Annotated in this window: 25 protein-coding genes and 1 tRNA gene; 11 read left to right on the forward strand and 15 right to left on the reverse strand. The window is 60.6% G+C overall.

Annotation, left to right across the window (positions count from 1 at the left end; genetic code table 11):
- Both ABJF10_RS14045 and ABJF10_RS14050 read right to left on the reverse strand, forming a co-directional pair.
- On the reverse strand, positions 1–370 hold a 370-nt coding region (locus ABJF10_RS14045; RefSeq protein WP_348545213.1), incomplete at its 3' end, for a CHASE3 domain-containing protein.
- 11 nt (positions 371–381) lie between these two features.
- Positions 382–469 (reverse strand) — tRNA-Ser (locus ABJF10_RS14050).
- A gap of 89 nt (positions 470–558) precedes the next feature.
- On the opposite strand from ABJF10_RS14050, the gene ABJF10_RS14055 reads away from it, so the two are divergent.
- Positions 559–1,677: a site-specific integrase gene (locus ABJF10_RS14055; protein WP_348545214.1), complete on the forward strand. Its 1,119-nt coding sequence runs from the start codon at positions 559–561 to the stop codon at positions 1,675–1,677.
- A gap of 26 nt (positions 1,678–1,703) precedes the next feature.
- Here the strand turns inward: ABJF10_RS14055 and ABJF10_RS14060 are convergent, their stop codons facing one another.
- Positions 1,704–2,021 (reverse strand): hypothetical protein, encoded by a 318-nt coding sequence (locus tag ABJF10_RS14060; protein WP_348545215.1) that lies wholly within the window; start codon positions 2,019–2,021, stop codon positions 1,704–1,706.
- Between the two features lie 352 nt (positions 2,022–2,373).
- Between ABJF10_RS14060 and ABJF10_RS14065 the strand changes: the two genes are divergently transcribed.
- The 4 genes from ABJF10_RS14065 to ABJF10_RS14080 all read left to right on the forward strand — a co-directional run bounded on the left by ABJF10_RS14065 (position 2,374) and on the right by ABJF10_RS14080 (position 5,360).
- Positions 2,374–3,072, forward strand: coding sequence for a hypothetical protein (locus ABJF10_RS14065; protein ID WP_348545216.1), 699 nt, complete (start codon positions 2,374–2,376; stop codon positions 3,070–3,072).
- A 1,164-nt stretch (positions 3,073–4,236) separates the two neighbouring features.
- Positions 4,237–4,584, forward strand: a complete 348-nt coding sequence (locus tag ABJF10_RS14070; RefSeq protein WP_348545217.1) for a response regulator — start codon at positions 4,237–4,239, stop codon at positions 4,582–4,584.
- Positions 4,585–4,637: 53 nt separating this feature from the next.
- On the forward strand, positions 4,638–4,835 hold the full coding sequence (locus ABJF10_RS14075) for a hypothetical protein (RefSeq protein WP_348545218.1): 198 nt from the start codon (positions 4,638–4,640) through the stop codon (positions 4,833–4,835).
- 315 nt (positions 4,836–5,150) lie between these two features.
- The gene (locus tag ABJF10_RS14080; protein WP_348545219.1) at positions 5,151–5,360 is read left to right on the forward strand and encodes a hypothetical protein; all 210 of its coding nucleotides are present in this window, start codon (positions 5,151–5,153) and stop codon (positions 5,358–5,360) included.
- 81 nt (positions 5,361–5,441) lie between these two features.
- On the opposite strand, the gene ABJF10_RS14085 is transcribed toward ABJF10_RS14080, so the two are convergent.
- Complete coding sequence (locus ABJF10_RS14085) at positions 5,442–6,302, reverse strand: FHA domain-containing protein (protein WP_348545220.1); 861 nt, start codon at positions 6,300–6,302, stop codon at positions 5,442–5,444.
- A 124-nt stretch (positions 6,303–6,426) separates the two neighbouring features.
- Here ABJF10_RS14085 and ABJF10_RS14090 point away from each other — a divergent pair, with 124 nt between their 5' ends.
- The 4 genes from ABJF10_RS14090 to fabD all read left to right on the forward strand — a co-directional run bounded on the left by ABJF10_RS14090 (position 6,427) and on the right by fabD (position 11,739).
- Positions 6,427–8,310 (forward strand): protein kinase, encoded by a 1,884-nt coding sequence (locus tag ABJF10_RS14090; protein ID WP_348545221.1) that lies wholly within the window; start codon positions 6,427–6,429, stop codon positions 8,308–8,310.
- A gap of 282 nt (positions 8,311–8,592) precedes the next feature.
- On the forward strand, positions 8,593–9,597 hold the full coding sequence (locus ABJF10_RS14095; RefSeq protein ID WP_348545222.1) for an acyltransferase: 1,005 nt from the start codon (positions 8,593–8,595) through the stop codon (positions 9,595–9,597).
- 82 nt (positions 9,598–9,679) lie between these two features.
- Positions 9,680–10,804 carry a glycerate kinase gene (locus ABJF10_RS14100; protein ID WP_348545223.1) on the forward strand — a complete coding sequence of 375 codons (1,125 nt, stop codon included), beginning with the start codon at positions 9,680–9,682 and terminating at the stop codon, positions 10,802–10,804.
- Positions 10,801–11,739 carry an ACP S-malonyltransferase gene (gene fabD / locus ABJF10_RS14105; RefSeq protein WP_348545224.1) on the forward strand — a complete coding sequence of 313 codons (939 nt, stop codon included), beginning with the start codon at positions 10,801–10,803 and terminating at the stop codon, positions 11,737–11,739. The genes ABJF10_RS14100 and fabD overlap by 4 nt, the downstream gene beginning before the upstream one ends.
- 7 nt (positions 11,740–11,746) lie before the next feature.
- On the opposite strand, the gene ABJF10_RS14110 is transcribed toward fabD, so the two are convergent.
- Positions 11,747–12,703, reverse strand: coding sequence for a hypothetical protein (locus ABJF10_RS14110; protein ID WP_348545225.1), 957 nt, complete (start codon positions 12,701–12,703; stop codon positions 11,747–11,749).
- Between the two features lie 10 nt (positions 12,704–12,713).
- On the reverse strand, positions 12,714–13,820 hold the full coding sequence (locus ABJF10_RS14115) for a redoxin domain-containing protein (RefSeq protein WP_348545226.1): 1,107 nt from the start codon (positions 13,818–13,820) through the stop codon (positions 12,714–12,716).
- 142 nt (positions 13,821–13,962) lie between these two features.
- Between ABJF10_RS14115 and ABJF10_RS14120 the strand changes: the two genes are divergently transcribed.
- The gene (locus ABJF10_RS14120; protein WP_348545227.1) at positions 13,963–14,565 is read left to right on the forward strand and encodes an HNH endonuclease; all 603 of its coding nucleotides are present in this window, start codon (positions 13,963–13,965) and stop codon (positions 14,563–14,565) included.
- 83 nt (positions 14,566–14,648) lie between these two features.
- A complete protein-coding gene (locus ABJF10_RS14125) occupies positions 14,649–14,894 on the forward strand; it encodes a hypothetical protein (RefSeq protein WP_348545228.1) in 246 nt (81 codons plus the stop codon).
- Positions 14,895–14,960: 66 nt separating this feature from the next.
- Here the strand turns inward: ABJF10_RS14125 and ABJF10_RS14130 are convergent, their stop codons facing one another.
- From ABJF10_RS14130 to ABJF10_RS14170, 9 genes are all read right to left on the reverse strand, one after another.
- A complete protein-coding gene (locus tag ABJF10_RS14130) occupies positions 14,961–16,457 on the reverse strand; it encodes an NADH-quinone oxidoreductase subunit N (protein ID WP_348545229.1) in 1,497 nt (498 codons plus the stop codon).
- Positions 16,458–17,927, reverse strand: coding sequence for an NADH-quinone oxidoreductase subunit M (locus tag ABJF10_RS14135; protein WP_348545230.1), 1,470 nt, complete (start codon positions 17,925–17,927; stop codon positions 16,458–16,460). It lies immediately after the preceding gene.
- On the reverse strand, positions 17,927–19,744 hold the full coding sequence (gene nuoL / locus ABJF10_RS14140; RefSeq protein ID WP_348545231.1) for an NADH-quinone oxidoreductase subunit L: 1,818 nt from the start codon (positions 19,742–19,744) through the stop codon (positions 17,927–17,929). The genes ABJF10_RS14135 and nuoL overlap by 1 nt, the downstream gene beginning before the upstream one ends.
- 7 nt (positions 19,745–19,751) lie before the next feature.
- Entirely contained in the window at positions 19,752–20,072 is a 321-nt protein-coding gene (gene nuoK / locus ABJF10_RS14145) for an NADH-quinone oxidoreductase subunit NuoK (RefSeq protein WP_348545232.1), read from the reverse strand.
- On the reverse strand, positions 20,069–20,584 hold the full coding sequence (locus ABJF10_RS14150) for an NADH-quinone oxidoreductase subunit J (protein ID WP_348545233.1): 516 nt from the start codon (positions 20,582–20,584) through the stop codon (positions 20,069–20,071). Before ABJF10_RS14150 ends, nuoK begins: the two co-directional genes overlap by 4 nt.
- A gap of 7 nt (positions 20,585–20,591) precedes the next feature.
- Positions 20,592–21,125, reverse strand: coding sequence for an NADH-quinone oxidoreductase subunit I (locus ABJF10_RS14155; RefSeq protein ID WP_348545234.1), 534 nt, complete (start codon positions 21,123–21,125; stop codon positions 20,592–20,594).
- A 1-nt stretch (position 21,126) separates the two neighbouring features.
- Positions 21,127–22,305: a complex I subunit 1 family protein gene (locus ABJF10_RS14160; protein WP_348545235.1), complete on the reverse strand. Its 1,179-nt coding sequence runs from the start codon at positions 22,303–22,305 to the stop codon at positions 21,127–21,129.
- Positions 22,306–22,324: 19 nt separating this feature from the next.
- Positions 22,325–24,004, reverse strand: coding sequence for a molybdopterin-dependent oxidoreductase (locus tag ABJF10_RS14165; protein ID WP_348545236.1), 1,680 nt, complete (start codon positions 24,002–24,004; stop codon positions 22,325–22,327).
- 6 nt (positions 24,005–24,010) lie between these two features.
- A partial coding sequence (locus tag ABJF10_RS14170; RefSeq protein WP_348545237.1) for an NADH-ubiquinone oxidoreductase-F iron-sulfur binding region domain-containing protein occupies positions 24,011–24,706 on the reverse strand: 696 nt, incomplete at its 5' end.

Here is a 24,706-nt window from a genome sequence, read left to right on the forward strand (position 1 = left end):
GGATCAGCGTGAGCAGGCGGTCGAGTTTCAAGGTCTGTTGCGGGGTATCGGCGGTGTACGTTTTGAGGGCGTTGAAATTCTCGATGATCTGCGCTTGCGCCTCCTCGAATCCGCGAAGGTAGCTCTCGTCGCCCGTCATGATGAAACCACGCCGCCCGCCTTCCATTTCCATGAGATGCCGTTGGGTGCGTTCCTCGATTTCCATGACTTCGCGAGTGTGCGCCACCCAGTCGGCGGTGAGGATGAAGGCGCGCGTGCTGCGGTAGCTGATGAACCCGATGATCCCGAGCATGAGGAACACGAGACCAAACCCGATCACGATCTTCCGCCGGATGGAAAACCGGGGCGGAACGGGGGGCGGGTACGGCATTTTTTAGGATTTGGCGGAGGAGGTGGGATTCGAACCCACGGAGCCTTGCGGCTCTCCGGTTTTCAAGACCGGCGCATTAGACCGCTCTGCCACCCCTCCAGTTTGCTGTATTACAGCAGTTTATGACTATTTTTGTTGTCGGTAATTTTAGACTTGTAACCCATTTAAGTAACCCTATGCTCTGAAACGTGAACGAAACGCCTCAAAAATCGCAGGAACTCAAGAAGGTTGCGGAGTGCCTTTATCGGAACGGCAACAAAGTCTATTTTGCCTTGGTCAAGGTGCGCGGCAAGCAGATTAAGCGTTCGCTCAAGACGGATGACATGGCGATTGCCAAGCGACGGTTGGCGGAATTACGCGAAAAAGCCGAACGACTCCACGGCAAGGAAAACAAGAATATCCGGTTTGAGGAACTCGCGGAGAACTGGATGGAATCCATCAAGGCGTCTCTGAAGCCAAAGTCTCACGACCGGCGGCGCGTGGCGATTGTCGGCCTCACGCCATTTTTCAAGGGGATGCCGGTCAAGGCCGTTGGATTCGCTGAAATCGACGAATGGAGGCGCAAGCGCGGAGCGAGCATTTCGGCACGGAGCCACAACATCGAACTGGAAACGCTCAAGAACCTGCTGCGCTATGCGTGCGACAGGGGTATCCTGATGGACAACCGCGCGGAGGACTTCAAACGCCGGAAGCAGCCCAAGGCCGTGGTGGACGTGCTTACCCGCCCTCAGTTTCAAGTTTTGGTGAAGGCCCTTTACGCCTCGCCTATCGCTGTCGCGTCAGGTGCCGCTGCGATGGTGGAGTTTCTGGCCTACAGCGGGATGCGGGTTGGCGAAGCGCGCGAAGTCCGGTTCTGCGACGTGAATTTCGAGACGAACACGATTCTGATTACTAGCGGTGAGTCTGGAACTAAGAACCATGAGGAGCGGACAATTCCGCTGTTTCCCAATCTCCGAAACCTCATCCAACGCATCAAAGCGGCTCGCCCTACAGCCGATGCGAACGACCGCATCTTCCAGATTGATTCGCCACGCGGAGCCTTGCCAGCGGCCTGCAAACGCGCGGGATTGCCACATTTCAGCGTCCACTCGCTTCGTCACTTCTTTGCCTCCAACGCGATTGAGAACGACGTGAATTTCAAGGTCGTTGCGGGTTGGCTTGGCCATTCAGACGGCGGGATGCTGGTTGCCAAGACCTACGGCCACTTGCGCCAAGAGTTCAGTGCGACGATGGCTCAGAAGATGACATTCGAGGGTCTGTCAGATACGCCACCGACGTTTGCCGTGGTAAGAGACGCGGCGGCTTAGAATCCCGCCCGACGCGGGCGGTTTAGTTATTTAATTAAAACAATTTCTGTGCCGATTGCGCTGAAAAGTCTTGACGGGAGTATAAAGTCTGGTGTAATGTGCGTATGTTCAGCAACGACCATATCCACAAGCCCAGCCAAGCTCAATGTGCGAGCACTACGGCGGGCTTCTTCACGGTAAAGCAGACAGCAGATTTCCTTGCCTGTTCTGAAAAGAGCGTTCGACGGCTCATCGGACGTGGCCTGTTCAAGCCAAGCAAAGCTCTGCGGAAAATCCTGATTCCAAGAGGTCAACTGGAATCGTTCTACGAGCGCACGCGATGAACATTCGGCGTCCTTTCTCATATCGTCGGACGCCCTTCTGGATATGGAATCTCAGCTTTTCCACATTGCCAGCCACATACGTGATGGGGGGGGCAATTTATGAATTTCTGTCGAAAGTCGTGGGAGCGAATTTCTGGAGGGGGTATCTATCTTCTCTATTCCGCGAACCAGCCGTCTTTTCACTATCCGACAAGGGTTTCTGTCATAAGTCTGGAATTATTGACATAATTCGTCGTTTGGAATGTAACGGCATCGAATCGTGGCTGCGGATTGTCCCGCTTCGTCTCTTATGGCAAGGGCACTTGGGAGCCTGTGCATCGGCTGAAAGAGCCTGCCCAATCCTTTATTCTATGGGGCGCAATTGGTTGCCTTTATGATTTACTCAAGAGCATCATTGCGTCGTTTCATTCGGTTCTGTTTGAGTTTCAATGAACCGCGCTATTGGTTTCATCAAACGCTTACGTTTTGTCCGAAGGTAACTGATGTCAGAGAGGCGAGACGCACCCTGAACCTACTTTTGAATAATCTCCACAAGCGGTTCAGGTCGATGGCATCGCTCCATTTCCTTGACCACCACGCTACAGAGGGCTTTCACTTTCACGCTTACTTTTTCTTTTTCGCGGACGCCAAGCTGCCGTGTCCGCCATCGAAACTCGAAGACCGGATGCGCGCAACCGTCTTCAAGACTTGGAACAAGCTGAATGGCGGCAGGCTTGCGCAGTGCGCAAACTTGCTGACTAGGCCTCCCGTTCTGTCTCCCGATTATTTTCTAAAGAAACTCCGTGCGCTTGCTGCAAACGCTCCCAGCCTGCGCAGACCGGCGAATTGGTGGACAAAGCGCAACCAAGCGGCTTTCCGCGCGAATATGACCATTCCTGACGAAAGAGCGGTGGCAGCTACGTTCAATCGGTATTTTAATCGGCGGAAGCGTCGGCGGCGAGCCTGCCGGAGCGAGCATCTACGGAATGGCGGTCTAGTCTCTCTGCCGCTTGCCAATGGTCGCATCTCCGCGCTTTTGCATCAGCCGACGATGAACAGCGAAGATGCCACCTCGGTATTCAGCTTTTCCTGATTCATGTCCTCGTAGGCGTTGAGGATTCAAGCGTGAGGTAGATAATAGAACTGGAAACCAGCGTCGCGAAGATGCGAAAACGCCTCGACAAGCTGCGGCTCCCACAACTCTCCAAGCAGAGTGAGATTTGCCGCGCCGGAATCGAGGACATGGCGGTGTAGTTCCATAGCGCCGACACCGAACGCTGACGCAAGGCGGTGGCTCTCATCGCTAGTAAGGCAAGTATGAAAGCACACAACGATAGTCGCTCCTTCGGGGACTGAAACGTAAAACTCCGGTGGATATTCCAAGCAGGAAACGAGACGACGAGCAAAAGGCCCGATGGCGATGAGTTCAGCGTCCAATCCCATATCCGTTGGCCTATGCTGGATGCAGGTGGTTGGAGCGCCGATTGGGTCGCACGTAGCGAGAATGGCAAGCCGTGCAAACATAAATGTAGCCACTTCTTCCCATGTCTGTCCCCGCCTGATTCCACCCGGTTGCTTCCAATTTTCCGCTACACGACGGACAAGGAGGTGCGGGCAAAGGTGGCCAAGCGGCCTCAGCGAGAGGCGCGAACACGAGCATGACAGCAACGAAGGCGCATGAAATTGCGATACAAAGCCCCAGCGTACTGCCGCCCGCCCATTCAAAAACCGCGATTGCAACGCCAAAGAGAATCGCGGGCGTCACAAGGTAAGTCATCGCCGAGAAGATGCGGCTCATAGCGAAGAAAGCTCATTCACATGTTTCGTTATATAGCGGATGAGGCGTCGCTAGAAGCTCCTTCTCCTCCTTCCTCAAACATCCGGCGTCCCGCCGCAGTGGATGGCTGAGAGCCTGTGGGAATGTGCTTCTTTGCATTCGCAGCCGCGCTTTTCGACTCGCTCGGCTGAAATGGACGAACAGATGCCCTCCGAAAAAAGTAACCCGCGAAAGTAACCCGACCGCGAGAATTCGGGGGCATCCTGTCCACTGCTGTCCAAGTCGCATCGTCGTTTAATCATTTAGCTAAACTGGAGGCCAGCGATGTCCACACGTGTCCAAGTCCGTCCAAAAACCTCTGGTCGAATTTCAAGACCGGCGCATAAGACCGCTCCACCACCCTTCTCCGCCCCGCCTTCGGCATCACTGAAGGTGGGAGATTATGAATAAAACGCCGCGGACCACTGTCAAATACACCTCATGAATCGGATTCTCATCATCGACGACGAGCCGAACTCGGCGCTCGCGCTGGGCTTGGTGCTCCACGACCGGGGCTACGAGGTGCGCGTCGAAAAGGATTCTTCACGCGCGCTGGAAGCGGTGCGCGAATTCCAGCCCGATGCGGTCTTGATCGATTACTTGATGCCGAAGGCTCACGGCGGCGATGTCGCGTGGCAATTGCACGCGGAGCCCGGATTGAACGGGACCAAGCTGATTCTCTACAGCCAGATTCCGGCGGAAGACTTGCGGCCGAAGCTGCCCGCGCGCGATATTCCGATTCTCGAGAAGCCCGTGAGCGCGGACGATCTGTTGCGTCTGCTGGAATAGCTACAACCCCCGCGCGGTTGGCGGACGAATTCCCGGGTAGAAGGAGCCACCCCATGAAAACGGAATCGTTTGAAATCGAGATCCTCACCGGTCCGCGTTTCGTCTTGAAACGAGCGGGCGGAGAGACGGAGCAGGAATTTAAATCGGTGAAAGCGGCCCTGGACTACGTGGCCCGACAACCGGGAGGACACCATGCGGAGAAGAGACTCATCGACGCCCAGCGAAAGCAAATAATGAAAATCGTCTGGTAACATACATCCGCGAAACCCTGGCGCTGCGAATAGGCGCGCATGTCAGAGCCTTCGGAAGGGGAAGTCCCAGCTATCCAAATAGAAATCGCCGACTTGGTCCGCCGCGCACTCTTGCAAGCCGGCGCCATGCAAGACGTGGAAAATAAATTGAAAGAAATCACCCAACGCACTTCCCAGATCACGCCTCCTCCGCAGTCCCCGCCCGAGGCGCGGGAATGATCGGCGCCGACGGTTCACATTGGCGTCGAGGCAGGTCGATTTGAGAGTGCAATCCTAGCATCCGGTATGAGCAAAACAGGCGAATCAGCCGTTCCCATGAAGGTGAAATTCCTCCTCTGTGCGGAGCCGTCTTCCACCGGCTACAAATTGACCAAACATGGTGAAGCTTGGGAACGGCAGTTTGTGTCGATCCCGCAGGCCTTTCTTTATGCGCGGTCGCTATCCAACAGCGAAGGGGAACTGGTCGTCCTGAATTCGGAAGGCAGGGAAGTCGCCCACATGCGGCTCTCGGATGTCTCGCTTTAAGCGGCCGGGTCTGCGCTTCGGCGGTCATAGACCGCCGCTACAGCAATACCACGCGGACCCAAAAGTGAGTGCCGATTCTTTTTACGCCACCGGCGCTTCCGCGAACGTATAATATCGCTGTTCGCCGCGGTAGCCGCGCAATTCGTCCAGTCCGAGCTTGCGCGTGGGCACGTGGGTGCCGAGCGCCTCGCGTGCCGCTTCGGTGAGCAGAATGGGGATGCGCAGGTTGCTGGCGAAGCGGTCCAATTGCATCGCGCAAATCACCTCCGGGCCGGCGGGCGCTTCCTCGCCGGTGGGCGCGACCCGCAAATTGACGGATCCGAAGTGCAAGGAAAGGCGGAACTCTTCGTTTTGCCGCACGTTGCCCAACGCGCGCACCGCCGCGACGACGGTAGTGGCGCGCGGGTCGGCGGTTTGCACCGGCCAGTAGGCGATCAGGCCTTCGTCGCGACCGCGCATCGTGCGCCCCCGATGTTTCGCAACGATGCGTTGCGCGCGTTCACTCCAGCTCTCAAAGGTCTTGCCGATCAGCTCGTCATCGGGAGTCCGGCAGCCGATCGCCGTGGCGGAAAGGGCGAGCAGCCAGCAAGGGGCCACGTTCGCTTCCGGCTCTCCCGCCCTCTCCCCATTCGGCGAGGGGACCGTCCGGAAGATCATCTTTTGCAACCCGATCTCCACGATCCATCCGTTGCGCAGCGTCACCGATCGGGAGACGCGCTGGCCGTTGAGGAAAGTGCCATTGCTGCTGCCGAAATCGATGAGTGTGTAAGTGCCATCCTCTTCCCAGCGAATGGCGGCATGATTGCGGGAGACACGTTCGGAAGCGATGATCAACCGGCTGGTCGGGGCGCGGCCGATGGAAGTAGTTTTCTCGCTGAGGAATTGGCGTTCGCCGGAAGGAAACTCCAGCCAGGCGGTATGGGGATCGAATGATGGGGACACTGTTTGGCCTATCTTCGACAAGAGCGGGTCAAGTGCGCGGGTCCAAACTCGATTTCTGCGTGATAACCCTGAGTTTGGCATCAGGGTCTCCCAACGGTACGTCCTCTGCTGAACACGGAAAGCAATGTCGGGAACCGCCAGCCCTCTCAGTACGCAGACTTCCAACGCCGTGTTGCAAGCGGGCCGTCGCGTGTTTGAGAGGTTCGACCTGATCAGCCTTGTGGGGCGGGGAGGCATGGGTGTGGTCTGGAAAGCGCAGGACAGCCGGCTCGACCGGGTAATCGCGCTGAAGTTTTTGCCCGACGTTTGCTTTCTTGATGCCGCGGCGCGGGACGACTTGAAACGGGAGACGCGGCACTGCCTTGACCTCACGCATCCTCATATCGTTCGGATTCACGACTTCGTGGAGGACGAGGCGATGGCCGCCATCGTCATGGAATATGTCGACGGCCTGACGATGTCGCAATTGCGGGTGAACAAGCCGAGCCGGCATTTCGAGCCGGACGAGCTGGCCATGTGGACAACCGCCCTCTGCAGTGCATTGACCTACGCGCACGAGAGCGGCCACTGCGTGCATCGCGATCTCAAGCCGGGCAACCTGATGGTGAACTCGCGCGGCGTGCTGAAAGTGACGGATTTCGGCATCGCCTGCAGCCTGCAGCACACTGCCGCCCGGATGAGCGCCTGGTCCAGCACCGGCGGAACGCTCGGCTACATGAGCCCGCAACAATTGCTCGGCGAGCTGGCCTCGGCTTCCGATGACATTTATTCCGTCGGCGCGACGCTCTACGAACTGCTTACGGGACGGCCGCCTTTTTACAGCGGCGATGTTACCGCGCAGGTCCGCGAGATCATCCCGGACACGGTCACGGAGCGGCGGCAGAAACTCGGGTTGCCCTGCATGAGTCCTTTCCCCCCCGCGTGGGAAGAGACGATCGCCGACTGTCTGGCCAAGGACCCGCGGAAACGGCCGGCCTCGGCGTCCGAGATTGCGCGCCGCTTGGGACTGGCCTGCGCGCCGCTGGCGGAAACGTCGGCGCCGATGGGCGAAACGCTGAATGCCACCATCGTGGGAACGAATGAGCCCACGGTGGGACGAAAACCGCCGCCGCTGGATTGGGAAAGCGTGAAGGCCTGGGCTCGCGTGCCCGAAAAGCGGCCCGCCCTGCTCGGAGCAGCCGCCGTCCTGTTCCTCACGGTTTCTTTTTTGGCGTGGAAAACCGCGCAGCGCACGACGGCCACACCGGCGCCTCCTGCAGTCGTGCAAAATCAAGTGATCCCGCCAGCGCTGCCGACCGTTTCGGCGCCTGCCACACCTCCGCCCATACCACTGGCCCTCGCACCCGTCGCGCCCCAACCCTTGACGGATGACCACCGCGCACTTTTGGCGCCGATCCCACCCCTCGAGAAAACAGAAACGACGGCGCCCGCACCAGCGGCGGTGACCACTTGCCAGGTGACGCTGGAAACAACACCGCGCGGAATCCCTTTTCAAATATTGGCGAGTGCCTACGAAACGCCCGTGGCCGAAGTGCTGCAAAGCGGTGAAACACCGGCCGTGATTCCGCTCCCACCCGGAACTTACCGCGTGGTTTACTCCCCGGCTGGCCTCCAGTCCCGAAGCGTTACGATTCCCATATTGACGACCGAAAAAGCCACGTTCCTGCAGCAGTTTCCGCACGGCCTGGTGAAGATCCACACCCAACCGGAAGGCGCTGCGGTGATCTGCGACGGGCGGGACATCGGCACGAGCCCGCTGGAGGTCGACTTGTTGCCCGGAGCCCACGACATCAGCGCGGAATCGAATGGCCGCACCTCGCGGACGCGGCACATCCAGCTGGCGGATGCCGCCGAGCAAACCGTGGCCATCGACTTTCGCACCAGCACGGCCTCCTCCTCATCTGGACGTTCGCGGCGCTCCAAGCCCAAGGAAGACGACACCATGCTGACCAAGATCGGGCGGAGCATTAAGACGATCTTCACCGGCGAAAAGCCGAAGAAGCGCTGATCCGAGTGGCTGATTTCCAGTTACTTATGACGAGATACCGGCGGGGTGCTAATTTCCTCGTCATGGACGCAGGTCACCACTACGCTTTGCGCATGAGTCCAACGCGCCGGAAGTCGTCCGGCCTGAACAGAATCGCCGGGTGCTGATCCTCACGCCGGCCATCATCTCTACCTGGCGCTTCCCAAAATCTGCGACGAACGGAGGGAGCGAATGCCTGACCCTTCCATCCCCCCAGTTCCAACCCGGTGACGTCCCGTCGCCGGGGCGCCTGGGGGATAAGGGATGAAGCCTGCTCCCGCGCGCGCCGGACACATCTTATATCTGGACGGGTGGAGAGGCCTGGCGGTGCTGGCGGTGCTGGTCGGCCATTATATCGGCACCAAGGGCGTCTACGCGGGCCGCTTCGGGGTGGAATTGTTTTTTGTGCTCAGTGGCCGGCTGATGGCCGAAATCCTGTTTGTCCGGCAGACGCCGCTGCCCAGCTTCTTCCGTCGGCGCATCTCGCGGGTTTACCCCGCCCTGTTTGTTTTCGTCACGGTGTTGATGATCTATCTGTCGATCCGCGATCACGCCCCGCTCATGGCCCACTATTTTTCGGCGCTGACCTTCACGCTGAATTACAGCCAGTTCTGGATCGGCCGCCTGGGCGAACTGGATCACATCTGGTCGTTGTGCGTGGAGGAGCACATGTACCTGCTGCTCGGCGTCATCGCTTTTTTCCGGCGCAAGGCGGAGTTCAATATCGCCGTTCTCTGCACAGTCCTGGCCGTGGCCGCGTCCCTCAATGGCATGTTCCAGACGCTCCACGGCCACGACTACTACGACGTCTACTGGCGAACCGATGTCCATGGCGCCTCGATCCTGATCGGCGTCGCGGTCTATCTCTTCTGGCATGAGAAGGTGCCCGCGGCGCTCTCGTCACCATGGGCCCCGGTGTTCTTCGGTATCGGAGGATTGCTGCTCAATGCCAACCCGCTGCCCGATTACCTCAAATACAGCGTGGGCACCGCTTTCCTCGCCACCAGCCTCGTGCTGATGCACCGCGCGCCGCGCCGCCTGCTTTCTATATTGGAGCATCCCTTTCTGCTACGATTCGGGATCTGGTCTTATTCGATCTATCTCTACCAGCAGCCTTTTTACAAGGCGGCCCACGATTCGCCGCATCGCCTGCTGCTCCTGCCGCTGGCGATCGGCCTCGCCTGGCTGAGTTATCGTTTCATCGAGCAGCCCGCGCGCAACTATTTGAATCGCGTCTGGCATACGGGGAAGTCGAAGGTCATCGAGTAGGGGCGCGTTTCCACTGGCCGGCAATGCTGTTTGGCGGCTTGTCATCCCGGGGCGATGCAACGAGACTCCCCGTCCCATTTTTGTGAAGATCCTCGTCGCTCCGGACAAATTCAAAGGTTCGCTCTCCGCGGTTGCCGCGGCAGAGGCGATCTCGGCTGGATTTCGGCAGGTGTGGCCGGAGGCGGAGATCACCCACGCGCCGATTGCCGACGGGGGCGAGGGCTTTGCGGATGCGTTGCGCGATGCGCTGGGCGGCGAATGGGTGGTGACGCGGGCGCTCGATCCGATCGGGCGCGAGGTGGAAGCGCGCTATGCGTGGGTGGAAGCGGAGAAGCTGGCGATCATCGACATGAGCGAGGCCTCGGGGCTGTGGCGGCTCCAGGCGGAGGAACGCGCGCCGTTGCGGGCGAATACCTTCGGCACGGGGCAACTCATCCGGCATGCGGCGGAACGCGGGGCGCGCAAGATTCTGGTCGGGCTGGGCGGGAGCGCGACCACGGATGGCGGCATCGGCATGGCAGCGGCACTGGGCTACGAATTTCTGACCAGCGACGGCGAGGACCTGGAGCCGATTCCGGGTAATCTGCTCGCGTTGATTCGCATCGAGCACGAAGGCGCGATGGACCTGCCGGAGATCGTCGCGGCCTGCGACGTGCAGAATCCCCTGCTCGGGCCGCGCGGGACGACTCAGGTTTTCAGCCCGCAGAAGGGCGCGAACGAGAGGGATATGGTCGCGCTGGAGGAAGGTTTGCTGAATCTCGCGGATGTCGTCGCCAGCGACCTGGAGTGTGATTTTCGCGATACTCCGGGCGCCGGGGCGGCGGGCGGGATTGCCTTTGGGTTGCTGAGTTTTTGCGGGGCGAAGATCTGTTCGGGGTTCGATCTCGTCGCCGAGACACTGCATCTCGAGGACCGGATCGCAGCGAGCGATCTCGTGGTGACGGGCGAAGGCCGCATCGATGGGCAGACGCTGGAGGGAAAGGGCCCCGCCGGGGTGGCAGCGCTGGCGCGCAAGCACCGAAAACCCGTGCTGGCGTTCGCCGGTTCCATCGCCGAAAATGCGGCCGTGGGTTCCCATTTCGACGCGCTCTGCGCCATCATCGACGAACCGGTGTCCCTGGACATCGCGATGAGCCGCGGCGCGGAGTTTCTGGCGCGCAGTGCCGCGCGGGCCGCGCGGGTGCTCCATCTCGGACAAAGATTATGAAAGACAAACGCATCGCCCTTCTTTTCGCCGGGCAAGGCGCCCAAGCCGTAGGCATGGGCAAGGATCTGGCCGCCAAATATCCCGCGGCAGCGGAACTCTTCGCGAAGGCCGACGGCATTCTCGGCTATTCCCTGAGCAAGATCGCCTTTGACGGCCCGGAGGAAGAACTGACGCAGACGAAGCACTGCCAGCCGGCGCTCTTCGTCCACGGCCTGGCAGCCATGGCGGCGTTGCGCGCGGAGGTCGGCGAATTTCCGGTGCAGGCGGCCGCGGGGCTGTCGCTGGGAGAATTCACAGCGCATTGTGCGGCGGGGACGTTTGACTTTGAAACCGGGCTGAAGCTCGTGGCCCGGCGCGGCCTTTTCATGCAGGAAGCTTGCGAGCAGACGAACGGCGGCATGGCGGCCATGATCGGGGCGGATGAAAGCACAGTGCGGGCGCTCGCCGCCGAAACGGATGTGGATGTGGCCAATCTCAACAGCCCGGGACAGATCGTGATCTCCGGCGAAAGCTCGAAGGTGGCGCTGGCCGTTTCGCTGGCCAAGGAGCACGGCATTCGCCTGGCGAAGACGCTGAACGTGGCGGGAGCGTACCATTCGCGGCTCATGAACCCGGCGTTTCTTCGGCTCGGTGAGGAATTGCAGCGGACACCGCTGGCCACGCCGCGTTTCCCGGTGATCTGCAATGTCGACGCTGCACCGGTGCGCGAGGAGGAGGAAATCCGCTCGTCGCTCCAGGACCAGGTGACGGGCACCGTGCGGTGGACGGAGACGATCGAATATCTGGTCGATGAAGAGAAGTGCGACCTGTTTCTCGAGTTGGGCCCCGGCGGAGTGCTCGCGGGCTTGCTCAATCGCACGCGCAAGGGCACGCCGTGTCTCTCGATCACCGATGTGCCTTCACTGGAAGCGGCGGTGGCGGCGCTGCGGAGCTAGGGCGAGATCAAAGCGACGGCTGGCCGAAGGCGACGGCGTTGAGGGACGGACCGGCGGGGACGCTCACTTTCCTCCACTCCACAAAATCGCGGGTGAGGTGAATGTTGCCGCCCCAGGAAAAGCCGAGACCGACGAAGCCTTCCCGCGCCCAGGCGATGCTACAGGGGATGCCGCGGCGTTCCTTCGTCCAAAGCAGCGCGTCGGGCGAAGTCCACGCCGCTTGGCCACCGCTGACGAGGAAGCGCGTGCCGGTCCACACGACGTGCGAAAGATCCTCGCCCGAGTCGGTCTCGTGGCGCTCCCAAGCCTGGCCGTCGTGGGAGCTTTCGAGGAGGCCGCGGGGGCCGACGACGACGAAATGCCCCGCGCCATAGGCGATGTCGCGCACGGCGGGAGTGTCGAGCGCGGTGCCCTCCCAGCGAGTGCCGTCGCCGGTGACACCGCGCCAGCTCACGCGCTTTTTGTCCACCCACAAATCGACATCGCCGATGATGACAAAACGGAAGCCGGCTTCCGTATCGCCGCAGGCGCTCCGGCGCGCGTGGACGCTGCCCTTCCAGTCGAGCCGTGGGCCGTAGTTGAACTTGTCGCCGCTGGTGGAATATAGCAGTTCCGCATCGTGCCCGGCGACGAAACGTCCGTGACCGAAAGCGACCGTGGCGACCCGGCCTTTCACGTCCTGCAACGACTTCCACTCGCGCCCATCGCGGGTGGCGAGAATATGCCCGGTCTGCGCGCCTCCGCCGACGGCAATGAAACGCCCGGCACCGAAGGCCACGTTGAAAAGCACGTCGTCGTTGTCCTTCGCCTCATCGCTCCAGCGTTGATCGTTTTCCCACGTCGCACCATCGCGCGAAGTGAGGCGCCGGCCGCCGTAGCCCACGGCTACGAACAGCCCGGTGTCGCCCGCGCGAACATCATGGATCGTCAGCGCCAGCAGGATCGCAACGAACGCCCGGCGCACGGCGGGAAGATTACTCCGCGAGGAGTTTCTCGACAGCCGCGCCCAGCGCGTCGCCGCGCAAGCCCTGTTCGCGCAGCATGCCCTTCTTGTCGATGAGCCACGCCGCAGGAATGGACTGGATGCCGAAAGACTTGCTGATCTTGTTGTCCCAGCCACCGCCATCGAAATACTGCGTCCAGGTCATGTTTTGCTTTTTGAGCGCCGCTTCCATGGCTCCCTTGTCCTGGTCGAGCGAGATGCCGAGGATCTCAAAACCCTTGTCGTGCAATTTGCCGTAGGTGCTGACGACGTTTGGCATTTCGCCGATGCACGGACCGCACCAGCTCGCCCAGAAATCCACGAGCACGACCTTGCCCCGATAGTTGGCGAGATCGATATCATGGCCGTCCGCCGACTTGAATTTCAAGTCCACGGGCTTGCTCTTGAATTCCGCCATCTTCTGCCGCTCGGCGATCATGGCCTTGGCACCTTCCGCCAGACGCAGATCGGAGCCCGCGGCCACTTTCTTCAAGATCTCGTCGGCCTGGGGCGTCGGGTCGTTGGGCAGTTCGCGCATCTGCACGATCTTCAACTGACTGGCCAGCGGATGATCAGGATACTTCTCCATGAAATCCGCCACCGCCTTATGAAAGGCGCCGTAGGTCTCCGGCTTGTCTTTGTCCAGTTGGGAGCGCTGAATGAGGATGCTCATGAAAGTCGCCTCGCCCTTCATCGGAGCGGGCGCCTCGGGCGCATTGATGATCTCGTTCAGCTTCTGTTGGTCGGCCTCGATGGAACCCGTGCCGCCGTACTGGCGCAGTTGCATGCTGCACCGCAGGGCAACCATCCGGGCCTGCCAGCTCCGCGAGTCGGCGGGGAAGGTCTTGACGAAGGCTTCCGCGGCCGCTTGCGCAGTGGTAAAATACACCTGGAGTTGGGCCATGGCCTCCTCGCGGGATTTCGGCTTTTCGGCGGGCGGCTCCTGGAGCTTTTCCAACTGCTTCCAAAGATCGTCCGCGGTCTTGAAAGACGAAAAATCGGGAGTCGAAGCAGGAGCAGAAGCGGGCGCGGGATCCGCTGCCAAAACAGCGGTGGCAAACGCAACACAGAGGCCGGGGAGAAGGAGCAGGCGTTTCATAAGGGGGCAAACTAGCAGAGCACCCCCGAGTGGCTAGGAAGATTGCGCGGCAATCGGCGACAAATACGTGCGTCGATTGACACGACGCCACACCGTTGCTAGCTTCCGCGCACCTTTCCGATTTCCGAGCGCATTTTACCCTATGCTCGACCGACAAGTCCTCGTCCTCAATCGGCTGTGGCAGGCGATCAACGTCTGCACGGTCCGCAGGGCTTTTACCCTCGTGTGTCAGGGGCACGCGCAGATCGTCTTCGCCGATGGCGGGAATAATTTCCGGACGCACGACTTCGAGAGCTGGCGCGATTTTTCGCATCGCGAACCCGAGGACGAAATGGTCCACACGATCTCCTTCAAGATCCGCGTCCCACGCATCATCGTGCTGATGTTCTTCGATCGGCTGCCGAAGAAGGAGGTCAAATTCACTCGGGCCAACATCTTCGAGCGCGATAAGAATACCTGTCAGTACTGCGGGAAGGTCTTCGAAAAGCGCGATCTGAATCTGGATCACGTCCTGCCCCGCGACAAAGGCGGCCAGACCACATGGGAGAATATTGTGTGCTCGTGCATTGCCTGCAATACAAAGAAGGGCAATCGCCTGGCCCACCAAGTGAACATGCGGCTGATCAAGAAGCCCGTCCGGCCAAAATGGCGTCCCTTCGTCAACATCAGTTTCGACGGCAGCCGGCACGAAAGCTGGCGGCATTTCGTGGATCTCGCCTACTGGAACGTCGAGTTGGGCGACTAGGATAAGTCTGTTAAAAAACGGGATTCCGTCTCCTTCGGCCAACCATCCGTACCTTCTCCGCGAAGGAAAACCCACACACCCCTATGATCGCATCCTTCTTCAACCTTGCGGGACCGGACCTCGTCATCATCCTTCTCATCTGCGGAATCCCCATGTTGGTCATGTGGCCAATCATGCGCAAAGCGGGATTCCATCCGGCATGGGCTCTCCTGGCATTCGTCCCGTTCGGGCTGCCGGCTTTGCTGCTCTTCCTGGCGATTGCGCCGTGGCGTGTCGTGCCGATCAACTCCGTGCGGGATCCCGACTCCCCTCTCTCGCCTCCCATTTAGCACCCTTCGGCACCTCGAACGGTTGGCCCTGCTATCCCCGGGCAGGCGACGTCAAAGCAGACCGGCTTACCTCTGCGCGACTGGGTGGGCCACCACGCGAGTCTCAATCGGCACACCCTTGAGCGAATTGAGGATGGGCTGTGGGAAGATACCAAAGACGAAGATGAAGAGCGTGAGCGCGCCGATGGCGAACTTGGTGAGCGGGGCGATGGTGATGACGGTGTCATCGCCCGGTTCCTGCCAATACATCGCGGCGACTACGCGCAGGTAATAGTAGAAGCCAGCGCCGACGGTGACGATGCCGATGCCAAGGAGGCCGTAGTTGTGCGCCTGGATGGCGGTGGCGAAGACGAGAAACTTGCCGATGAAGCCGACGGTGAAAGGAATGCCGGCGAGGGAGAGCATAGCCACGAGCAGTCCGAAGGCGAGGAAGGGCGAACGCTTGGAGAGGCCGTTGAAGTGCGCGATATCGTCGCCACGTGAGTGCCGGGCGACGACGATGAGGACGAGGAAGCTGAGCAGAGTCATCAGCAAATAACCGGCGAGGTAATAGGCGACGGCCACGCGGGACGAACCGAAGCCTTCCGGGGAACTAGAGACGCTGGCCACGGCGATGAGCAGATAGCCGGCGTGCGCGATCGAGGAATAGGCGAGGAGGCGCTTGAAGTTATCCTGTGGAAGGGCGGCCAGGTTGCCGTAAATGAGCGTGGCCCCGGCGAGAATGCCGAGGACGGTGAGAATCTTGTCGCTGGTCTCGGGAGACGCGAGGAACGCCTCAAGGACGCGCAACAGAACGATGAAGCCCGCGGCTTTCGAACCAACGCTGAGAAAGGCGGTGATGGGCGTGGGCGCGCCTTGATACACATCGGGCACCCAAAGTTGGAAAGGCGCCGCGGCGATCTTGAAGCCGAGGGCGATGAGAATGAGGACGACACCGAAGAGGAAGGGGGCCTGCGGGACATGGCCGGCCTCGACGACCTGCCGGATCAACTCCAGATTCGTCTGCCCCGTGACGCCAAAAATCCAAGTGATGCCGTAGACGAGGAAACCGGTGCTAAGCGCCCCGAGGATGAGGTATTTCACGCCGGCCTCAAGCGAGGCGGGCTGGCGGCGCATATAGGCGACGAGGACGTAGAAGCTGATCGTCACCAGTTCGAGCGAGACGAAGATGAGCAGGAAATCGACGGCGCTCGCCATGAACATGAGGCCCGCGCAGGTGAAGACCGGGAGGCTGTAGAATTCGCCGAGACCGGCGCCGGGAGTCAGGCCAGGAATGAACTTCTGGAGCACGCTCTGGTACTCCAGCGCCATGATGAGCACGATGACAGTCGTGAGCAGCGCAATGCGCTTGAAGAAGAGCGCGGTGGCGTCGGCTGTGTAGAACGGCGCGAGGTTGCCGACGTCAGCCTTGGCGAAGAAGGAAAAGCCGATGAGGGCGAAGAGGATGGCAATGGCCATCTTGGCGAGGCCGCGCTTGTCGTCGCTCTTGCTGAACGACTCAACGAGCAACATGATGATGCCGAGAAGCAGGACGGTAATTTCGAGGGAGATCGAAGGGATCATTTATTTCGGCAGGAGGGCTTGGATGCTCGGCTGCAGGTAGGCGAAGAAAGCGCCGGGGGCGAAACCCGCGATGAGCAGAAAGGCCAGCAGCAGGATGATGGGCCAGCGGAGCGATTTGACGGGGTCGGCCCATTCCACGGCATCCGCGGCGGGCGGACCGAGGAAAATGGCCCGGAAAGCGCGCAGCATGTAGACGGCGGAAATGACGACACCCCAAAGAGCGAAGACAGTCGCGAGTTGGAAGTTAGAAGCGACGAGGCCAGCGCCGGGCTTGAAGGCGCCGAAGAAGACGCTCAATTCGCTGGCGAAATTAGCAAAGCCGGGCAGACCGATCGAAGCGAAGGCGGCGAGGCCAAAGGCAAAGCCGAGCCACGGAGCGGACTTGGCGACGCCGCCAAAGCTCTCCAGCAAGAGCAGCGGGTTCTTCTCGCGCAGGAAGCCCGCCATCGCGAAGAGCGCGGCAATCGACAGGCCATGCGCGAACATGAGCAGAGCCGCCCCGCTGACGCCGACGAGATTCAACGCGGCGATGCCGAGGAAGATGTAACCCATGTGCATCACACTCGAATAGCCGAGAAGCAGGTCGAGTTTCTTCTGCGCGATGGTCACAAGGCCGATGTAGATGATGTTGCCGACGAGCAGAATAAGCAGGAGGCTGGCCCACGCTTTTGCTCCCTCGGGCAGGAGCGGCAGGGCGACGCGGATGAGACCGTAGAGGCCGAATTTTTTCAGCACCCCGGCGTGCAGCATGGTCACCGGCGTCGGCGCGGAGGCATAAGCCGGGGGCGCCCATGAGTGGAAGGGGAAGAGCGAGACGAGGACCCCGAAGCCGATGAGCAGGAAAAGGTAGGGACGGCTTTGCGCGGCGGCGGGGATGTGACCATTCGCGGCGAGGCTTTGCAGGTCGATGAGACTGAACGTGCGGAAGCCTTCCGGCACGGCGAAATAGAGATCCACCAAACCGATGAGCAGGATGATGCTGCCGATCCCGAGGTAGATGGTGATCTTCCACGCGGCCGTGTAGCGTTCGCCGGTGCCCCACAAGCCGATGAGGAGAAAGGTGGGAATCAGCGCCAGCTCGTGGAACGAGTAGAAGAAGAAGAGATCGGTGGAGGCAAAGGCGCCCGCCGCGCCTGCGGAGATGAAAAGCAGGCACCCATAGAAGAGATTCTCGCGCTTCTCGATCTTCGGCGTGACCCAGACGGCGGCGAGGGTGACGATGCCGGTGAGCAGGAGCATCACGAGGCTCAGGCCATCGGCGCCGACCGCGTAGTTGAGCTTCCAATCCGCCACGATCGGCGTCACGGACGTGAACTGATATTTGCCGATCGTCTTGTCGTAGGACAGAAAGGCGAACAGCGTGAGAACGAACTGGGCGACCGCCGCGCCGAAAGCCGTCTTGCGAGCCGGCGCTCCAACAAAAATGGCCAGCGCAGCGAGGATGGGGATGAAGATGATGAGCGAGAGCATCAGCGGAAAACCAGGAGGTAAATGGTGGCGACGACGCCGAGGCCGAAAAGGAAGGCGTACCCTTGCAAATTGCCGAACTGCAGGAAACGCAGGACGAAGCCGGTGGCCCAGGCGAGACCACTCGAGCCGCGCACCAGGACGCCGTCAATGAGCCATTGATCGATGAAGCGCGCGAGGGTCGCTAGGAGGTCCTGCGTGCCGGCGATGAGGGCGGCGTAGATTTCGTCGAAGTAGAGCTTGTCGCGGAACGGCGCAAACGGGACCGGCTCTTGCGAGCGACCCTTGTAGAGGACAAAGCTGGCGCCCGCACCAATGAGGAAAGCGCCGGTAGCGAGGATCATGACTGGGATACGTCCCCCGCTCTTTTCGATCGTCTCGATGGCTTGTGAAAAGGTCTCACCGAGCGCGTGCGGGGCGACAATGCTCCAGCCGGCGATGACGGAAAGGACTGCGAGAATGATCAGCGGCGCGGTCATCGTCAGCGGGCCATCGTGCGCGTGATCGGCCGCCGGGCTGCGCGTGTTCCCAAGGAACACCACCACGAAGAGACGCGTCATGTAAAACGCGGTCAGGAGGGCAGTAAAGAGCGCGAGGATGAAGATGAGCGGGCTTTGCTGCCAGGCGGCGAGCAGGATCACGTCCTTCGAGAAGAAACCGCTCAATCCCGGAAAGCCGATCAGCGCCAGGTAGCCCGCCGCAAAGGTCAGGCTCGTCCACTTCATCTTCTTGCTCAGGCCACCCATCTTCCAAATGTCCTGCTCGTGATGCATGGCGTGGATGATCGCACCGGCGCCGAGGAAGAGGAGCGCCTTGAAGAAGGCGTGCGTGAAAAGGTGGAACATCGCGGCGCCCGGGGCGGCGAGGCCGATGGCGCAGATCATGTAGCCGAGCTGCGAGAGGGTCGAGTAGGCGAGGATGCGCTTGATGTCATCCTGCTGGGTGGCGATGAGCGCGGCGAGCACGGCGGTAATCATGCCGATGGAGGCGATGACCGTCAGCGCGGTGGCGGAGAGCTGGATGAGGAACGAGACCCGTGCGAGCATGTAAACGCCCGCCGCGACCATCGTGGCGGCGTGGATGAGCGCGGATACCGGGGTCGGGCCTTCCATGGCGTCGGGCAACCACACGTGCAGCGGGAACTGCGCGCTCTTGCCGATGGCGCCGCAGAAAATCAGCAGCGCCGACAAGGTGAGGAAGCCGGCGGTGAGGCTGAGCGTGGGCAGGCTGGCCTGCATCTCGCTAAAGACCACGGTGCCGGTCGCGGTCCACACCATGAGGATGCCAAGCATGAAGCCGAAGTCCCCGATGCGGTTGGCGATGAAAGCCTTGTTCGCCGCGGCCGCCGCAGTGTCGCGGGTGAACCAGTGGCCGATGAGCAGATACGAACTGACGCCCACGAGTTCCCAGAAGATGAACATCATGGCGAAGTTGTTCGCCAGCACGATGCCGAGCATCGAGAACATGAAGAGCGACAGGTTGCCGAAGAAGCGCGCCTCGCTCTCGTCCTCCTTCATATAGACCAGCGAGTAGATGTGCACGAGCGTGCCGATGCCGGTGACAACGAGCAGCATGAGCTTGCTCAGCTCATCGATCGTCACGCCGATGGGGACGTAAAACGCCGGGCGAAAATCGAGCCACGGAATTTCGCTCGTGCCGTCGTGACCGAAGAAAACGAAGAGGCTGGCGATGAGCGTGAAGCTAACCGACAAGACGGAGATCGTCGCGCTTACGCCGCGGGATTTGCGCGTGAAGAGCTGGATCAGAATGGCACTGACCAGCGGGGCGAGAAGAATGAACCAGGGAAAGCGAGAGTCCATGAGCGGCCTAGAATTTCAGCGAATTGATGTCCTCGACGTGGGTCGTCTGCCGGGCGCGGTAGAGAGCCACGATGATGGCGAGGCCGACCGCGACTTCGGCGGCGGCGACGGTGATGATGAAGAAGACGAGGACCTGCGCGTTGTAGTTGGGCAGGCCGTCGACGAGATTGAAGCGGGAGAAAGCGACGAGCGAGAGATTGGCCGCGTTCAGCATCAACTCGAGGCACATGAAGATGATGATGATATTGCGGCGGAGCATCACCCCGGCGAGGCCGATGGCGAAGAGCAGGCCGCTGACGAACAGGTAATGAAAAAGGGTGATCGTCATTTCAATTCGCGCTTGGAGAGGACGACCACGCCGATCGTGGCGACGAGGATGAGAACGCCCACGACCTGGAACGGCAGGTTATCCACGGAGAAGAGCGTGGTGCCGACGTTACGGACATCGTCGACACTGGTCTGGCCGTCCTTCAGCCACAGCGTGGGAAACGGCGCATGCGCGGCGCTGAACCGTTGCAAGACCAGCCAGAGCTGCGCGACGAACGCCACCGCGACGAGAATGCCGCCGGCGTAGGCCGGCAGGTTGATCTTGCGCCGCTCCTCCGCCTTCAAGTCGAGGAGCATGATGATGAAAAGGAAGAGCACCATGACGGCGCCCGCGTAGACGAGCACCTGGACCACGGCGATGAAGTAGGCGTCGAGCCCGACGAACAGCGACGCCAGCCCGAGGAAGGAAACGACGAGGCACAGCGCGCTGGCGACCGGGTTGCGATTCGCCACGACGGCCACGCCGAAGATCAGCGTGAGCGCGGCGAAGAAATAAAAGAGGATCGGCGACATCAGCGGATTATTTCTTGGGGTTCCACTTGTGCACCAGGCCGTCCATCACGCCGCCGAGTTCATAGAGCTTGGCCTTGTCGTGCTTCATCTCCGCGCGGGTGGTGCCGGTGATGGCGTAATCTTTCCGCAGGAAAATAGCCTGCTCGGGGCAAACCTCTTCGCACAGGCCGCAGTAGATGCAGCGGATCATGTCGATTTCGAATTCCTTGGGCCGCTTCTCGACCTTGGCGAACTTCGACTCGGTGGGAATTTCCTCGGGGATGATCGTGATGGCGCGCGGCGGGCAGATGAATTCGCAGAGCTGGCAGGCGACGCAACGCTCGCGGCCGTGGTCGTCCGTGACCAGCGTCGGCGCGCCGCGATAGTGCTCGGGCATGTGCGAATCCCACTTTTCCTCGGGATATTGCATCACGACTTTGGTCTCCCCCATGAGCATGCGCTTGAGATGCTTGATGGTGATCATCATGCCGGCGACGATCGCCGGAAGATACATCTTCTCCTTCCAAGTCAGGTTTGGGCGTGGGACGACGTAGGTGGCCATGTTAGTGGGTGAAGGCGAGGATGCCCGCGGTAAGGAAAATATTCACAAGGGCGATTTCGAAGAGGTAGAGCCAGCCGAGCTTCATGAGCTGGTCGAAACGGAAACGTGGCAGCGTCCAACGCACCCAGATGAAGACGAGGAGCAACGCGGCGACCTTGCCGAAGAAGACGGTGATGTTGACGAGGCCCCAGCAGGCATTTACGAAGGCATGCCAAAATGTGCCCGGAGCGAAGTGGGGAAAGGGCAGCCACCCACCTTCTCCAGCGCCGTTCGGAATGCCCGGGAAGTGATAGCCGCCCAAGAAAAGGACGACGATCAGCGAGCAACCGGCAATCATCGCGGTGTATTCGCCGAGGAAGAACAACGCGAATTTCATCGACGAATATTCCGTATGGTAACCGGCGACGAGTTCCGTTTCGGATTCGGGAAGATCGAACGGCAGACGGTTTGTCTCGGCGAACATCGAGATCGTGAAGGTTACGAACGCAATGACGGCCGGGATCCAGAGGATTGTTTTCGCCCACCCGAGATGGCCGTTCATGTACGGCATCAGCAGCCAGCCATTGTGAATCTGGAAGTCGACGATCTTGGGCAGGCTGGTCGATCCGGCGATGAGCAGCACGGGCACGGCGCTCAAGCCCATGCCGAGTTCATAGCTGATCATCTGCGACGAACTGCGGATGCCGCCAAGGAAGGGATACTTCGAGTTCGAGGACCAGCCGGCAATGACGATGCCGTAGACGCTCACGCTCGAGATCGCGAACATGAAGAGCAGCCCCACGTTGATATTTGCGACCACCATCGGCACTCCCATGATTGTGCTGCCGAAAGGGATGGCGGCCAGCGTGACAAGCGCGGGCATCATCGAAAGCGCCGGCGCGATCCAGAAGTAGAATTTGTTGACGTGCGCCGGGACGAAATCTTCCTTGAGGAGGAATTTTACGGCATCGGCTACCGGCTGCCCCAATCCCCCGAGGATCGGCGACCAATCGTTCTTGACGCCCGGGATGAGCGAGAGCGGGAAGCCGGTACGATTCGGCCCGAGGCGGTCCTGGATCAGCGCGCTGACCCGACGCTCGGCGTAAACCGTGTAGCTCACCATCGGCAACACGACGGCGAAGATCAGGAAACACGTCTTGAGCAGCGCGAACCAGAGATCAGAGGAAAGAAAATAGTCCATCGAACGAAATATTGGCGCCTTACTTCGCGGCCTCGGCGGGCTCTAGTTCAGGCGCTTTTTCCTGGATGAGCGGTAATCCGAGATCACCGATCTTGCTCAAGCTCAGCCCGGCGAATTCCTTCACTTCGGCCGCGAGCGATTTGAAAACGTCCTCGATCATGTAGAGGCCATTCGAGCCGGAGACGGCTAGGATGAGGTCGCGCAGGATTTCCCAGTCATCGCGCGCCTCGCCGGGCGCCGTGACGGCCAGGTTGAGGCGCTGGAGCCGGCCCTTGGCGTTGATCATCGAACCGCGCTTCTCGACCCACGCGCTGGCGGGCAGCAGGACAGTGGCGTGCGGCGTCGTTTTGTTCGGCAGGATGTCGAGCGCGATGATCGCGTCGAGCTTGGCGAGTTCTGCCTCCGTAAGGCCGGTCTTGGTGAGATCTTCGCCGAGCGTGATCACCACTTTGACCGTGCCGGCGCGCACGCCTTCGACGAATTTCTTCAAGCGACCGCCGGGCTTGCTCGTGGTGAGGCCCAGCAGTTTCGCGCCGCTGGTGTTCGGATTGCGATCGGCGGCGATGTACAAGCCGTCGGCCTCGCCATTGCGCGGCAGAATGTCGTGCTGCTTCTTGATATTGAGCGCGCTGATCAGCCGCGTGGTGAGGAACAGCTCCTCGTTCGTCTGCCGGCCCGAGGCGAGCAGCCAGATTTGTTCGCTCGGCTTGGACTTCAAGACTTCCGCGGCGATGGCGATGGCCGTGCGCCACTCGACTGGCTGGCCTTTCACCGTGGGCTGCTTGAGGCGATGTTCGTCGCCGACGTACTTGAAGTTGAGCCGGTGCGAATCGGGGAGCCAGACACCGTTCACGTCGTTGTTTTCGCGGGGCGTGATGCGGTAGATTTTGTTCTCGCGCGAACCGATGGTGATGTTCGACCCTGTGCCGCAGTTGACGTCGATGGTCTTGGTCTCCTTGAGGAACCAGACGCGCATCTTGAAGCGGAAGTCCGACGAGGTCAGCGCACCGACGGGGCAGATGTCGACGGTGTTGAGCGAGTAATTGCTGTCGAGGATGCGCTCCGGATGGCAGGCAATGGTGTTGAAGCTGCCGCGGTCGACGATGCCGAGCACGTCGTCATGCGCCACTTCCTTCATAAAGCGGATGCAACGCGTGCAAAGAATGCAGCGCTCGGCGTCGAGCGTCACGCGCGGCCCGAGTTCCACGTTCTTCGGCTTCTTCACCTTGTGCTCGAGGAAGCGCGATTCGCCCTGGCCGTACTCGACGGAAAACTCCTGGAGGCGGCATTCACCGGCCTGATCGCAAATCGGGCAATCCAGCGGGTGATTGATGAGCAGGAATTCCATCACGCCCTGGCGGCACTCGCGCGCCATCTGGGAATCGGTGCGGATGCCCATGCCCTCGGCTACATCCTGCGCGCAGGAAATCTGCGGACGCGGAATCCAGCCGATCTCCGGCTTGCCATCGGCGCCGATGACCGGCTTGCGGTCGGGTGTCATCTTCGGCATGCCCATTTCGACGAGGCACATGCGGCAGTTGCCCGGCGAGGAAAGCTTCGCATGGTAGCAATACCGGGGCACGAACTTGCCCGCCTGCGAACAGGCCTCGATGACGCGGGTGCCTTTGGGAAACTGATGCCAGACGCCATCGACCTGGACATTCAACATCTGGACTGGAGCGGCGGATTCGGTGCTCATCAAAAATTATTTCGTGGCGGCGGGTGCGAAGGGAGCGCCGGTGCGGTGGTCGTGCAGCGTCTCGATCTTCTCGGGCGCGATCAATTCCTCCGACAGGTACTCCGGCGGCATGGGCGGCGGCGTTTCCTTCTTCGCCCGGGCGGTGAATTCTTCGCGGAACTTGAGGACAAAAGATTGCGTCGGCCAGGCGCACGCTTCGCCAAAGGCGCAGATAGTCTTGCCGGCAATGTTGTCGGCGACGTTCTTCAAGATGTCCGGGTCCTTGTCCGTTCCCCCGCCCTCCAGGATGCGATGCGTGATCTTCTCCATCCACAACGCGCCCTCGCGGCACGGGGTGCACTGGCCGCACGACTCGTGGGCATAAAATTCGTTGATGTTATTGAGCGTCTCCACCATGTCGCGCGTGTCGTCCATGACGATGACGCCGCCGGAGCCCGCCATCGAACCTGCCGCGGCCAGCGTGTCAAAATCCATCGGGATGTCTTCCAGCGTGATCTCCTTGTCCTTGATCTTGTACTTCTCGCCAGCCTTCAACACCTTGGCCGAGGAACCGCCCGGGATCACCGCCTTGAGTTTGCGCCCTTCGAGCATGCCGCCGCAGACGTCATTGATCAGCTCGCCCATCGTGAGGCTGCCGACTTCCACTTCGTAATAGCCGGGCTTCTTCACGTCGCCGCTCACGCACAGGATGCGCGTGCCGGT

This window comes from Chthoniobacter sp. (assembly GCF_040003245.1).
In the GTDB taxonomy this organism is placed as follows: Bacteria; Verrucomicrobiota; Verrucomicrobiia; order Chthoniobacterales; family Chthoniobacteraceae; genus Chthoniobacter.